13 protein-coding genes are annotated in these 12,952 nt (G+C 70.9%); 3 read left to right on the top strand and 10 right to left on the bottom strand.

Annotated elements, in window-relative coordinates; genetic code table 11:
- The 5 genes from ROTAS13_RS26220 to nfi form a co-directional block, all read right to left on the bottom strand.
- Nucleotides 1-368 (bottom strand): hypothetical protein (locus tag ROTAS13_RS26220; RefSeq protein WP_139323310.1); only part of this gene is annotated, 368 nt, incomplete at its 3' end.
- A gap of 335 nt (nt 369-703) precedes the next feature.
- Nucleotides 704-1,159: a protoporphyrinogen oxidase HemJ gene (gene hemJ / locus ROTAS13_RS10180; protein WP_019462411.1), complete on the bottom strand. Its 456-nt coding sequence runs from the start codon at nt 1,157-1,159 to the stop codon at nt 704-706.
- Nucleotides 1,159-1,824, bottom strand: a complete 666-nt coding sequence (locus ROTAS13_RS10175; protein ID WP_075822259.1) for an HAD family phosphatase — start codon at nt 1,822-1,824, stop codon at nt 1,159-1,161. Before ROTAS13_RS10175 ends, hemJ begins: the two co-directional genes overlap by 1 nt.
- Before the next feature lie 33 nt (nt 1,825-1,857).
- Nucleotides 1,858-3,021 (bottom strand): ferrochelatase, encoded by a 1,164-nt coding sequence (gene hemH / locus ROTAS13_RS10170; RefSeq protein ID WP_083755469.1) that lies wholly within the window; start codon nt 3,019-3,021, stop codon nt 1,858-1,860.
- Nucleotides 3,022-3,055: 34 nt separating this feature from the next.
- Entirely contained in the window at nt 3,056-3,796 is a 741-nt protein-coding gene (nfi, locus tag ROTAS13_RS10165) for a deoxyribonuclease V (RefSeq protein ID WP_075822257.1), read from the bottom strand.
- 119 nt (nt 3,797-3,915) lie between these two features.
- On the opposite strand from nfi, the gene ROTAS13_RS10160 reads away from it, so the two are divergent.
- Nucleotides 3,916-4,512 (top strand): 3'-5' exonuclease, encoded by a 597-nt coding sequence (locus tag ROTAS13_RS10160; RefSeq protein ID WP_019462407.1) that lies wholly within the window; start codon nt 3,916-3,918, stop codon nt 4,510-4,512.
- 49 nt (nt 4,513-4,561) lie between these two features.
- On the opposite strand, the gene ggt is transcribed toward ROTAS13_RS10160, so the two are convergent.
- From ggt to ROTAS13_RS10135, 5 genes are all read right to left on the bottom strand, one after another.
- Nucleotides 4,562-6,169 (bottom strand): gamma-glutamyltransferase, encoded by a 1,608-nt coding sequence (ggt, locus tag ROTAS13_RS10155; protein WP_075822256.1) that lies wholly within the window; start codon nt 6,167-6,169, stop codon nt 4,562-4,564.
- Between the two features lie 67 nt (nt 6,170-6,236).
- Nucleotides 6,237-7,130 carry an ABC transporter permease gene (locus tag ROTAS13_RS10150; protein WP_019462405.1) on the bottom strand — a complete coding sequence of 298 codons (894 nt, stop codon included), beginning with the start codon at nt 7,128-7,130 and terminating at the stop codon, nt 6,237-6,239.
- A 7-nt stretch (nt 7,131-7,137) separates the two neighbouring features.
- On the bottom strand, nt 7,138-8,184 hold the full coding sequence (locus ROTAS13_RS10145; protein WP_075822255.1) for a PotD/PotF family extracellular solute-binding protein: 1,047 nt from the start codon (nt 8,182-8,184) through the stop codon (nt 7,138-7,140).
- Nucleotides 8,177-9,295 carry an ABC transporter ATP-binding protein gene (locus ROTAS13_RS10140; RefSeq protein WP_075822254.1) on the bottom strand — a complete coding sequence of 373 codons (1,119 nt, stop codon included), beginning with the start codon at nt 9,293-9,295 and terminating at the stop codon, nt 8,177-8,179. Before ROTAS13_RS10140 ends, ROTAS13_RS10145 begins: the two co-directional genes overlap by 8 nt.
- On the bottom strand, nt 9,292-10,122 hold the full coding sequence (locus tag ROTAS13_RS10135; RefSeq protein WP_026033432.1) for an ABC transporter permease: 831 nt from the start codon (nt 10,120-10,122) through the stop codon (nt 9,292-9,294). Before ROTAS13_RS10135 ends, ROTAS13_RS10140 begins: the two co-directional genes overlap by 4 nt.
- A gap of 278 nt (nt 10,123-10,400) precedes the next feature.
- On the opposite strand from ROTAS13_RS10135, the gene ROTAS13_RS10130 reads away from it, so the two are divergent.
- Entirely contained in the window at nt 10,401-11,618 is a 1,218-nt protein-coding gene (locus ROTAS13_RS10130) for a Xaa-Pro peptidase family protein (RefSeq protein ID WP_027297217.1), read from the top strand.
- Nucleotides 11,615-12,844 (top strand): amidohydrolase family protein, encoded by a 1,230-nt coding sequence (locus ROTAS13_RS10125; RefSeq protein ID WP_019462400.1) that lies wholly within the window; start codon nt 11,615-11,617, stop codon nt 12,842-12,844. Before ROTAS13_RS10130 ends, ROTAS13_RS10125 begins: the two co-directional genes overlap by 4 nt.
- Nucleotides 12,845-12,952 lie beyond the last annotated feature (108 nt).

Here is a 12,952-nt window from a genome sequence, read left to right as displayed (position 1 = left end):
CGCCTTACGGTGGAGCTGTGCGTAGATGTGATCAAGAGACAGGGGCCGCCGCGGGCCTCGGAGCCGACGCTGCTCGTGTCGCGCGGGGTCGAGCCCGGCGTGGCCTGGCTGCTCGGCTGGCTCGTCAGCGGGCGCAGCTCGCGCGGTTCGGAACCGACGCGGCTGTTGTCGCGGGGGGTCGCGCCGAAGGTAGCCTGGCTGGTCGGCAGGTTCCCTTCCGGCTTCAGCTCGCGCGCCGTGGAACCGGCGCCGCTGTTGTCGCGGGGGGTGGCCTCGCTCGGCGTCAGGGTGGTCTGCGCCTGAACGGCGATCGGAGCGACCCCCGCTGCCAGCGCAAGAGCAAGGATCGTCACATGGCGTTGGGCCATTGGCATGTCTCCATCTTCATCGCCGAGGCCGGATGCGAATCCGTGCCAGCGATCTGGCTGCCTGGGTATCATGGAGTTGCGGCAGATCGGCCACAACCGTCATGGCCAACTGTGGCATTTTTGCCGCGCACGGCCCCTGTGCACGGCAACCGAGGCTCGGACGCGCGGCATTCCGCAATATAAACCGCGCGGTTGCGCCCCCTGTTCCCACAGGAACGTGGCTGGGGTCTTGCGCGCCTTCGCCCCTTGCGCCGTGGCGGCGGTAAAACGCGTCATCACATTCCCGCGACTTCATGCGGGCCAGGCAAAGCCGGCCGCCATGGCCGCCGCCGGGGTCAGAAGGGCTTCACGATCACCATGATCACGATCAGCACCAGCAGGAGCGTCGGCACCTCGTTGACCACCCGCCAGAAGGTCGCCGAATGGCGGCGCTCATCGGCCAGGAAGTGCTTGCGCTGGGTGGCGAGGTAGCCGTGCAGGACGGTCATGGCCAGGAAGCCGAACATCTTCCCGTGCCACCAGCCCGCGCTCCAGTCCACGACGCCCGGGGTCATCACCAGGGTCAGGCCGAAGATCCAGGCGGCGATCATCGCCGGGTTGATGATGCCGCGCAGCAGGCGACGCTCCATCACCTTGAAGGTCTCGCTCATCGGCGAGCCCGGCGCGGTCTCGCTGTGATACACGTAGAGGCGCGGCAGGTAGAACATGCCGGCCATCCAGGCGAAGACCGAGATCAGGTGCAGCGCCTTGGTCCAGGGATAGAGCAGGCCCAGGTCCAGGAAGCTCCCCATCACGCCGCCTCCTCGTCCAGCCCGAGCAGGCCGGGCAGTTCCGACAGATCCCCGAACAGGGCGGAAACGCCCACGGCGCGCAGCGCCTCCGGCTCCGTCCTGCGGCAGAAGCCCAGAACCCGGCAGCCCGCTGCCACCCCGGCACGGGCACCGGTCGGGCTGTCCTCGACCACCGCGCAGTCCCCCGGCGCCGCGCCGCAGGCCGCCGCCGCGGCGAGGTAGATGTCCGGATGCGGCTTGGGACGCGCCACATCCTCGAAGGAGAAGATCCGGTCGCCGAAATACGGCGCGAAGCCCAGCCGGCCGAGCTTGGCGGAGAGTTCGAGCCGGGAGGAGTTGGAGGCCAGGGCGAGGGGCAGGGGGGAGCGGCGCAGCCGTTGCAGCAGGGCCTCGGCCCCCGGCACGGGTGGCACCTCCCGCGCCATGGTTTCCGTCACCTTACGCTTGAGCTGCTCCGTCCAGTCCGGCGGCAGATGGCCGAGCTTCGCCTTCACCACCGGCGCCATGTCCGGCAGCGCCATGCCGAGGAAGACGGCGCCCGATTCCTCCGGCGTCAACGCCCATCCACGCGCCGTCAGGTCCTCCGCCAGCACCCGGTCCACCAGGTGCTCGCTGTCGGCCAGGACGCCGTCGCAGTCGAACAGGACCGCCTTGAAACCCCTCATGCCTCGCTCCGTCTTGCCGCCGTTCCCCGATGCCTACTGGACACGGGCCGGCCGGTCGATGCCCGCCCCGCGCGCCCGCCGGGCCGGCACGGTCTCGCGCCGCCCGCCGTGGCTTCCCGTGAGGGAAGCCTGGGCGGCCCGGGCATGCGGACAGTCGGACTGGGCCTTGGGACATTGCCGCCCGCCCGCCCAGGAGCAGAGCCGGCGCCCCGAATCCCGCGCCTGCCGCACCAGCCCCGCCAGGGCGGCGATGAAGTCCGGATCGGCGTTCTGGGCCGGCACCCGGAAGTAGCCGGGCACGCCCTCCTTGTCCGCGAGGTCGCGGTATTCCATGTCGAGCTCCACCAGGGTCTCGGAATGTTCCGAGACGAAGGCGATGGGGCAGACCAGCACCGCCACGCGGTCCCTGGCCGCCTGCCCGATCGCCTCCTCGGTGGAAGGGCCGATCCATGTCTGCGGCGTGGCGCGGGACTGGTAGCAGACCCGGTGCTCCGCGCCCGGCAGGCCGAGCCGGGCCATCACCGCCTCGACGCTGCGCTCCACCTGCCACTGGTAGGGATCGCCCCGCTTCACGATGCTTTCCGGCAGGCCATGGGCCGAGAAGAGGATCCGCAGCGGCACGTCCGGCGCCAGGGCCTCCCGCGCCGCCTCCCAGGCCCGGCGCAGGATGGCGGCGGTGCTGGCGGCGAAACCCGGGTCGGAATGCCAGCAGCACAGCGCCGTGGCCGGCACCCGCAGCCCGGCGGCGGCGCAGGCGGCCTGCCAGTCGTCCAGGCTGCTGCCGGTCGTGGTGGTGCTGTACTGGGGGTAGAGCGGCAGCAGCACGGCCTCGTCCGGCTCCCAGGCCGCGACCTCGGCCACTGTCTCCGCCGAGAAGGGGTGCCAGTAGCGCATGGCGACGAAGCAGCGGGCCTCGAACTCCCCGGACAGCGCCGCCTCCAGCGCATCGGCCTGCTGCCGGGTCAGCTCCAGCAGCGGCGAGCGGCCACCCAGCAGGGCATAGTTCTCCGTGGCCGGCTTCAGCCGCCGCCCGGCGATGAAGCGCCCCAGCGCGCCGCGCAGGAAGGCGGGCACGCGCAGGATGGCAGGGTCGGTGAAGAGGTTGACGAGGAAGGGCTTGATGGCCCCGGGCGAATCTGGCCCGCCGAGGTTGAACAGCACCACGGCGAGGCGGGGTCTGTGGGAGGGAGCGCTCATGGCTGGCCGGGAGATGACACGGGACCGGCGAAGGTCAAGTGGCGCGTCCCTCCGTTGCCGGTCCGGGCTTTTCCGCATGCATCCCCAGGGCGAGGCGTGCCGCGTTCGCCGCCAGGTGGGCCTGCCGTGTCGCTTCCGGCAGGCGGTAGCCGCGCAGCCCGCGCTGCACCCATTCCACCGCGCTGCCGAGCGAGATCCGGTGCCCCACGGAGACATAGACGGGGTTGGAGCGTCGGCGTGTCCGCAGCACCACGGCCAGCACCTGCCCCTCATGGACGAGGTTGACCCGGTCGCCCGGCTCCGGCCCCAGCTCCCCGTCCGGGTGGCCGAAGAGGCGCGACTTCGCCACGCCGATCGTGGGCACGTCCAGCGCCACGCCGAGATGGCAGGCGACGCCGAGCCCGCGGGGGTGGCTGGCGCCGTGCCCGTCCACCATCACCAGATCGGGCTTCCGCTCCAGCCGCCGCCAGGCCTCCACCAGCACCGGCACCTCGCGGAAGCCCAGGAAGCCCGGCACATAGGGCATGGGCGCGCGCAGCACCGCCGCCTGGCTTTCCACCCCGGTGCCCTCCCCGGCCGGATCGAGCGTGACCAGCGCCGCGAAGATCCTCTGCGCCGGATCGAAGCGGTCCAGGCTGGTATCCGCCCCGCCCAGCCGCTGGACGGGGCCGAAGGCATCCTCCCGCACCACCCGCGCCGCCATCTCCCGCTGCACCTGCCGTGCGCGGGCCAGATCCGGCGGGTGGAGCCAGTCCTCCGGGATATCCTGGTGCATTCCCGTGCGCTTCCTCTCCTGCTGCTTCCTGTGAAACAGGCGGGACGCCCGCCGGTTGGGCCGGATCGGGCGGCTCCCGGCCTTACCGGAGCGCGCCGGGCTGTCCTAGGATGGCGGGGATGATGGACCTCGCCACGAAACCCGCCCCGTCGCACCCCGTGCTTTCCCTGCAGAGCGATGTGGTCGTCTTCGATACCGAGACCACCGGCTGCACCATCGGCGACCGGGTCGTTTCCCTTGGCGCGGTCCGGCTTGATCCCGCCCTGGACGTGGTGGCCACGCTGCACCTCGTCTTCGCGCCGGGCCGCCGCTGCCACCCGGGCGCGGTCCGGGTGCATGGCTTGACCGACCGCTTCCTGGCCCGCCAGCCGGCCTTCGAGGCCCATGCCGGGGAGGTCTCGGCCTTCTTCGAGGGCGCCGCGGCCTGCGCGCACAACCTCGCCTTCGACCGCCGCATGCTGGGCGGGGAATTCGACCGGCTGGGCCTCGCCCGGCCCTGGCGGGGGGAATACTGCACCCTGCGTGCCTGGCGTCTCTACCGCCCCGGCCAGCGCGCCGGGCTGGACGCCGCCTCGGCCGCCCTGGGCCTCGCGCGGGAAAGCGACCGGCACGGGGCGCTGGAGGATGCCTGCCTCGCCAGCCAGCTCCTCCGCGCCCTGCACGGCCTGCCCCCCGGCCGCATGACCCTGCACGATCCGACGAACCTGCGGGCCTGAACCCCCGGGGCGTCGCGACGCCGGAGGTGAGGCCCGGGCAGCGGCCGTGTCAGGCGGACATGGCCATGCCGTCCCGCTGCGGGTCGGCGCCGCCGCTGCACCGGCCGTCGCGGATCAGCAGCCCGTGCGGCGCCCCGAAGGCATGGCTCTGGTAGGAGCGGGCGACCGGGTAGCCCAGGGCCTCCAGCGCCGCCTGGGTGGCGTGGGGAATGCGGTTGCAGACGTCGATCGTGTCGCTCAGCGCCACGATGCGCGGCGCCGCCACCGCCTCGGCCATGCCCATGCCGAAATCCACCACGTTCATGATCGCCTGGGCGATGGCCGGCACGATGAAGGTGCCGCCGGGCGCGGCGATCACCATCTCCGGCTGGCCGTCGCGGAACAGGATGGTCGGCGCCATGGCGCTGGCCCGGCTCTTGCCCGGCGCGATGGAGGCGGCGCGGCCCGGGCGCGGGTCGAAGCCGCTCATGCAGCCATTGTACATGAAGCCCAGCCCCTCGGTGATGACGCCGGAGGGATTGCCCAGCGTATGCGTCAGGGCGACGGCGTTGCCATCGCCGTCGATGACGCAGGCCACGGTGGTATCGGGCGGGTCGGCCGCCTTCTCGGCCCGCGGCACGTGCGCGCGGGCGCCGGAGCGGATACGGTCCGCCAGCATCGCCGCATGGTCGCGGGACAACAGCATCCCCAGCGGCACATCGACGAAATCCGGGTCGCCCATATGGGCGTCCTTGTCGATGGTCATCCACTTCATCGCCTCGGCCAGCAGGCGCAGGTGCTCCGGGCTGCCGTGTTCCAGCGCGCCCAGATCGAAATGCCCCAGGATCTGCAGCAGCCCGATCAGCGAGGCGCCGCCGGAGGGCGGCGGATTGGTGGCGACCCGCAGGCCACGGTAATCGCCCCAGACCACCTGCTTCTCCCGCACCTGATAGCTCGTGAAGTCCTGCATGCCGAGCAGGCCGCCACGCTCCTGCATGTCGGCCGCCATCGCATGGGCCATGTCGCCGCGGTAGAAGACCTCGGCGCCGCCCTCGGCGATCCGTTCCAGGCTGCGCGCCATGTCCGGGTTGTCGAGGATCTCGCCCGGCCGCTTCAGCCGCCCGTCGGGGCGGAAATAGACGCGCTGCCCGGTTTCGCTGAAGCGGAGCTTGTCCTCCATGTTCACCTGGCCGTCGCTGCCATGGTCGATGGTCCAGTAATGGTGGACATAGGGCCGGATCATCACGCCGTGCCGGGCCTGGGCGATGGCGGGGGCCATCACCGCCTTCAGCGGCATGGTGCCGAAGCGCGCCAGGGCGGTGGTGTAGCCGGCCACGTTGCCCGGCGCGCCGATGGCGCCGGGGCCGATGTCGTTGCTCCGGTCGGAGAGGAGGAAGACGAAGCCGTCGCGCGACTGGCCGACGAAGCGGTCCGCCCACATGCCCGGCGTGGCGGCGAGCGGCGCGCGGGCGAAGAATTCCAGCACGCTGTGCTCGCCACGCTTCGGCATGCAGACCTGCATGGCGCCGAAGCCGCCGATGCCGCACATCTGCGGGTCCACCACGCCCTGGCTGAAGGCGCAGGCGATGGCGGCATCCACCGCGTTGCCGCCCTGGCGCAGGATCTCCACCCCCGCCTCCACCGCCTCGGGCTGCGGTGCCACGACCATGCCGCGCATGTGGTGTCCTCCTGTCTTCCGTGTTTCCGTCAGGGGAGGGAGGCGGGGATCGTCCCCCGCCTTCCGGTCAGATCCGGTAGCGGCGGGGGATCAGCAGGCTGCCGAAGGTGGTGAGCAGCAGCGTCGTGGCCATCAGGACCAGCGCGAGCGCCGAGGCGAAGGGCCAGTTGTTGTTGGTGCTGAATTCCCAGTACAGGATCGGCGCCATCATCTGGAAGCGCGGCCCGCCCAGCAGGAAGGGCGTGGCATAGGCGTTCATCGCCAGGATGAAGCAGAGGATGCAGGCCGTCGCCGTGCCGGGCAGGGCCAGCGGCCAGACCACGCGCCAGAAGCGGCGGTCGGGCGCCGCGCCCAGGCTCTGCGCCGCTTCCTCGATGCGGGGGTCGATGGTCTCCACCGCGCTCTGGATCGTCAGCACCACGAAGGGCAGGTTGATCGAGACGATGCCCAGCACCACGGCGGTGGAGGTGTACATCAGCTCCAGCCCTTCCCCCGTCAGGGCGCGCCAGACGTTGTCGATGATCCCGCCATGGGCGAAAAGGATCATCCAGCCCACCATCCGCACCGTGCTGCCGACAAAGAGCGGCAGCACCAGCGCCAGCATGAACAGCCCCTTCCACCGGCTCTGCGAGCGTGCCAGCCGGTAGGCGATGGGCATGCCGAGGACCAGGCAGAGCAGGGTGGAGGCGACGGCGACCAGCAGGGTGGTGCGCAGCACGCCGAGGTAGAAGGGGTCCGAGACGAAGCGGATGTAGTTCTCCGCCGTGACCATCTCGATCATCAGCTCGGTCGGGTCGTAGCGGTTGAGGCTGAAGCGCAGCAGCAGGAGCAGCGGCAGCAGCAGCATCACCAGCACGAGCAGCGTGGCCGGCGCCAGGAAGAGGGAGGCCGGCGCGGCCTGCCCCCTGTCCCGGTACGCGGCCGGGCGCGCCAGGGCCGCGGCGGTCGCGGTGTCGGACATGTCCGCTTCAGGCTCCGGCGATGTTCTTCTTCCACCACTCCGAGGTCGCGCTCTGCAGCTTGCCCAGCACGCTGTAGTCGGGTGGCAGCATCTTCACGTCGGCGGGCAGGGCGAGCTGCTCGCCCACCTTGCCGGTCAGCGGGCAGTTGTCCACCGTCGGCAGGTAGCCCATCTTCGCCGCGAATTCCGCCTGGGCGGAGGGCTCCAGCATCGCGTTCAGGTACTTGTAGGCCGTCTCCTTGTTCGGCGCGTTCCTCGGGATGAGCATGCCGGAGACGTAGAGGATATTGCCCTCCCTGGGGAAGGAGGCCTTCACCGGGATGCCGGCATTCTGCCACATGATCACGCGCGCCAGCCAGATGATGCCGACATCGATCTCGCCCGACTTGATACCGGCGCCGATGGAATCAGTCGAGGGATAGAGGCGCAGCCCGTTGGCGTTCAGCTTGCCCATCATGTCGCGGGCGGCATCGGTATCGACCTTGTTCAGGTCGCCCGTGGCGGCCTGCGCCGCCGCCATCATCACGTAGAAGTAGTTGCCGTTCCCCAGCCCGACGCGGCCCTTGTACTTCGGGTCCAGCAGGTCCTTGAAGCTGGTGGGCGGGCTGCTGACCTTCTCGGGGTTATAGATCAGCACCTGCGGGCTGTAGATGTGCGGCGCATAGGCGTCGTTGCGCAGATGCGGCAGCACATGCGCGAGGTTCGGCACCTTCTTCTCGTCGATCGGCTCGGCAAGGCCGGCGGCCGAGACCTCGTAGCCGCGGTTGGCCTGGGCGCAGGCCACGTCCACCGCGCCGCGCGGCAGGCGCCGCTGCGCGTAGAGCTTGGCGATGCGCGGGTCCTCGTCGCCGAGATCCTGCACCACGGTGATGCCCCTGGGCACCAGCAGGGGTTCCTCCACATTGGCGCGCAGCAGGTTGGCGTAGTCGCCGCCCCAGGTGCCGATCACCATCTGCTCCGCCGCGCGGGCGGGGCGGATGAAGGGCAGGCTCAGCGCGCCGGCGGCACCGGTCAGAACGAGGCGGCGGCCGGGGGTCAGGATCGTGTCAGGCATTCGCGTTCCACCTTGTTTCGGCAGTTTCTGGGATTTGCGAGGGCAGCGGCGCCCCCTTGGCATCGAAGAGGCGCTCGGCCGCGTGGTCCCAGCCCAGGGTCACGGCCGTCCCCGCCGCATGGAGCCGCCCGGGCTGGCTGGTGGGGTCTCGCACCAGGACCCGCGCCCCGGTGCCGAGGCGGACCAGATGCTCCCGCACCGGCCCGAGATAGTTCGCCAGCTCCACCACGCCCCGCGCCTCGCCCGCGCCGCCCTCTCCGCCTTCGCGGATCGACAGGCGCTCCGGCCGCAGGGCCAGGGTGCAGGCGCCGGAACCGGCATAGCGGCCGGCGAGGCGCAGCGCCGCGCCCTCCGCCTCCATCACGCTGCCGGAGGCGCCGAGGCGGCCTTCCAGCATGTTGCTACGGCCGATGAAGCCGGCGACGAAGGGAGTGGCCGGACGCTCGTAGAGATCCTCCTGCGTGCCCGTCTGCTGCACCTTGCCGTCCTTCATCACCACCAGCCGGTCGGCCATCGCCATGGCCTCGTCCTGGTCATGCGTGACCATGATGGTGGTGAGGTTGGACTCCCGTTGCAGCAGGCGGATGTCGCGCCCGACATCGCCACGCAGCGCGGCGTCGAGGTTGGAGAGCGGCTCGTCCAGCAGCAGCACGCGCGGCTGGATGGCCAGCGCCCGGGCCAGCGCCACGCGCTGCTGCTGCCCGCCGGAAAGCTGGCGCGGCAGGCGGCCCGCCAGCTCCTCCAGCCGGGCGAGGCCGAGCATCCGCTCCACCCGCGCCTTGCGCTCCGCCGCCGGCACGCCGCGCATCTCCAGCCCGAAGGCGATGTTGCGCGCCACGGTCAGGTGCGGAAAGAGCGCGTAGCTCTGGAAGACGATGCCCATCTCCCGCCGGTGCGGCGGCAGCGCCAGGATGCTCTGCCCGTCCACGCGCACATCGCCGCCGCTGGCCCGGATGAAGCCCGCCACCATGCGCAGCGTCGTGGTCTTGCCGCAGCCGGAGGGGCCGAGCAGCACCACCATCTCCCCCTGCGGGATGTCGAGGCTGACCTCGTCCACCGCCACGGTGGGGCCGTAGTGCTTGCTCAGCCGGTCGAGGGTCAGCCGGCTCATGCGACCACCCGCGACAGGCGCACATGGCGGTCGAGCACGGCGAGCGCGACGCCCACCAGCACCACCTGCGCCACCGCCACGGCGGCCACCAGCGGGTCGAGCCGGTATTGCAGGTATTGCAGCACGGAGATGGGCAGGGTGGTCATGCCGGGCGCGATCAGGAACAGCGTCATCTCCAGGTTCTCGAAGGACACGATGAAGGCGAAGAGCGCGCCGGCGACGATGCCGCTGCGCATGGCGGGCAGGGTGACGCGCCAGACCACCAGGAAGGGCCGCGCCCCCAGGCTGGCCGCCGCCTCCTCCGCCGAACGGTCGTGGTTGGCGAGCGAGGCGAGGCAGAGCCGCACCACCCAGGGCAGGGCGATCAGCACATGGGCGGCGACCATCAGCCAGACCGAGCCGCTGACCGCCACCTGCGTCCGTTCCTCGAACAGGATCGCCAGCACATAGATGCCGAGGCCGATGGCGATGCCCGGCATGGTGAGCGGCGCAAGCAGCAGGGTGGAGACCAGGGAGCGGCCGGGGAAGCTGTAGCGCGACAGGCCGATTCCCGCCGGCACGCCGATCAGCAGGCTGATCGCCACGGCGGCCAGCGCCACCATCAGGCTGGTCTGCAACGGACCGCCGAACTCCGGGATGATCCGCGCGTACCAGTGCAGCGTGTAGCCGCGCGGCGGGAAGGTGATCAGAGTCTCGTCGAAGACGCTCAGGTAGAGGGTGAGGACGAGCGGCACGAAGATCAGCGCGAGGCCGGCCGCCGTCAGCGCGGCCACCAGCCATCGTTGCAGGAGCTGCCCTGTGTCCGATGCGGGAACGGTCTGGCTCAAGGGTCTCGCCTCTGCACCCGTGCAAGGCAGAAGATCATCATCGCGCGCCTCATTCCTGTGCTTGTGGCACCCGTATCCCTGTCGCGCCTTCCGGCATGGCAGCCCATCCGCCGGAAAGAAGCAACGCCAAAGCCTTCGTGGAAACTCTGGCAAAAGCAATCACTGTGCCATGCGGTGCAGCATGGGCCCGGCCCGTTCCGCAGGCGCGTGCGAGGCGCTGGCGTCCCTGAATGCTTTCTCCTAGCGTCCTGCGCGCAAGGTTGGGAAAGGGGTCCGGGATGGTCGCGGGTGTGGGCGGATCGAGCTTCGAGGCGGAGCTGGCGCGTCTGGTGCCGATGGCGGAACAGGTCGCGCCGATCTCGACCGAAGAGCTGAAGGCCCGGGTGGCGAAGGCCCAGGCGCTGATGCGGGAACAGGGGATCGGCGCGCTCTACCTCGATACCTCCACGAACCTCGCCTACTTCACCGGCATCGGCCTGAAGCTGACTGAGCGGCTGCACGGCGCCATCATCCCGGCCGAGGGCGGGATCGCCTATCTCAGCCCCGCCTTCGAGGAGCCGAAGACGCGGGAATACATGCGCTTCGGCGACGATGTGCGCGTCTGGGAGGAGCACGAGGACCCGGCCGCGCTGGTGATCGAGACGGTGCGCGGCATGGGGCACGAGGGCGGCACCATCGCCATCGATCCGGCGACACCCTTCTTCACCGTGGACGGGCTGCGCCGCGCGGGAAACAGCTTCGGCTTCACCAGCGCGGCCACGATCACCGAGGCCTGCCGCCAGGTGAAGTCCCCGGCCGAGATCGCCATCATGCAGGCGGCCAACGACATCACGCTGGAGGTCCACAAGGCCACGGCGCGCGCGCTCTCCGTGGGGGTGGGCACGGCGGAGGTGAAGGCCTTCCTCGACGCGGCGCACCGCAGGCTGGGCGGCGTGCCGGCGGGCGGCGCCGCGCAGTTCGGCGAGGCCACGGCCTATCCGCATGGCGTGCCCTACGAGCAGGTGCTCCGGGACGGCGACATGGTCCTGGTCGATACCGGCTGCACCCTGCATGGCTACCGCTCCGACATCACCCGCACCTATGTCTTCGGCGATCCCACGCCGCGCCAGCGCGAGATCTGGGAGCTGGAGCAGCGCGCCCAGCTCGCCGGCTTCGCCGCGGCGAAGCTCGGCGCGCCCTGCGAGGCGGTGGATGCCGGCGCGCGCGGCGTGATCGAGGCTGCGGGCTTCGGCCCCGGCTACAAGACTCCCGGCCTGCCGCACCGCACGGGCCACGGCATCGGGCTCGACGTGCACGAGGCCTCCTTCATGGTGCGCGGCAACCGCACGCCGCTGGAGGTGGGCATGTGCTTCTCCATCGAGCCGATGATGTGCCTCTATGGCGAGTTCGGCGTCCGGCTGGAGGACATCGCCTACATGACGGAAGGCGGGGCGCGCTGGTTCACCCGGCCCTGCCATTCGGTGGACGATCCCTTCGGCGTGGAGACCGCGCGATGAGCCTGTTCCTGTTCACCGGCGGCTGGATCCTCGATCCACGCGATGGAAGGCTGCGCGGTGGCGTCGAGGTGCTGGTCGAGGACAAGGAGATCCGCGAGGTATCCGACCGGCCCATCCAGAGCGAGGCGGCGACGCGCGTCCCGCTCGGCGGCCGCGTGCTGATGCCCGGGCTGATCGACGCGCATGTGCATGTGGTGGCGGCCATGGCCAACCTCGCCGCCAATGCGCTGCAGCCTTCCTCCCTCGCCGCCTTCCGCGCGGCGGCGGTGATGCGGGGCATGCTGATGCGCGGCTTCACCACCGTGCGCGACCTCGCGGGCGCCGATCGTGGCCTGGCCGATGCGCAGGCGATGGGGCTTTTCGACGGCCCGCGCCTGATCGTCTGCGGCAAGGCGCTGTCGCAGACCGGCGGCCACAGCGATGGCCGCGCCCGTTCCGACAACCGCGCGCCGCCGGAGCGCCGCGTCGGTACGATGGGGCGGCTGGTGGACGGCGTCGATGCGGTGCGCCGCGCGGCGCGCGAGGAGCTGCGCGAGGGCGCCGACTTCATCAAGGTGATGGCCAATGGCGGCGTCGCCTCGCCCACCGACCCGATCCACATGCTGCAGTTCTCGCGCGACGAGCTGAAGGCGGCGGTGGAGGAGGCGGAGAATTCCGGCACCTATGTCTCGGCGCATCTCTACACGGACGAGGCGATCCGCCGCGCCGTGGAATGCGGCGTGCGCTCGCTGGAACACTGCAACCTGATCCGCCCCGAGACGGCACGGCTGGCGGTGGAGCGCGGCTGCTACGCCGTGCCGACGCTGATCACCTACGAGATTCTGGCCACCGAGGGCGCGAAGTGGGGCCTTGGCCCCGACAGCGTGGCGAAGATCGAGACCGTCCGGCGCGGCGGCCTCGAATCCCTCGCTATCATGCGCGAGGCCGGGCTGGAGATGGCCTATGGCAGCGACCTGCTGGGCGAAATGCATGGCTACCAGTCCGGCGAGTTCGAGCTCCGCTCCCGCGTCCTGCCCGGCATCGAGGTGCTGCGTTCCGCCACCACCGTCGCGGCGAAGGTCTGCGGGCTGGAAGGCCGCGCCGGCATCATCGAGCCGGGGGCGGATGCCGACCTCCTCGTGGTGGAAGGCAACCCGCTGGAGGACTGGAGCCTGCTCGAAGGTCAGGGCAACCGCATCCCGGCGATCATGCAGGCGGGCCGCTTCGTGAAGCGGGAACTGGCCTGAGGCCTGCGCTTTATGTTCGGCGTTGCGCCGTCCCGGGTGAAAGGCGCTGCCTTTCCCCCGGACCCCCTATCCGCCAGGACGCTGCGCGCCCTGGACCCGATGAGTTGG

Origin of the sequence: Roseomonas sp. TAS13, from assembly GCF_001950415.1 — a bacterium.
Lineage (GTDB): Bacteria > Pseudomonadota > Alphaproteobacteria > Acetobacterales > Acetobacteraceae > Roseomonas > Roseomonas mucosa.
This window is presented reverse-complemented; position numbering and strand designations above follow the sequence as displayed.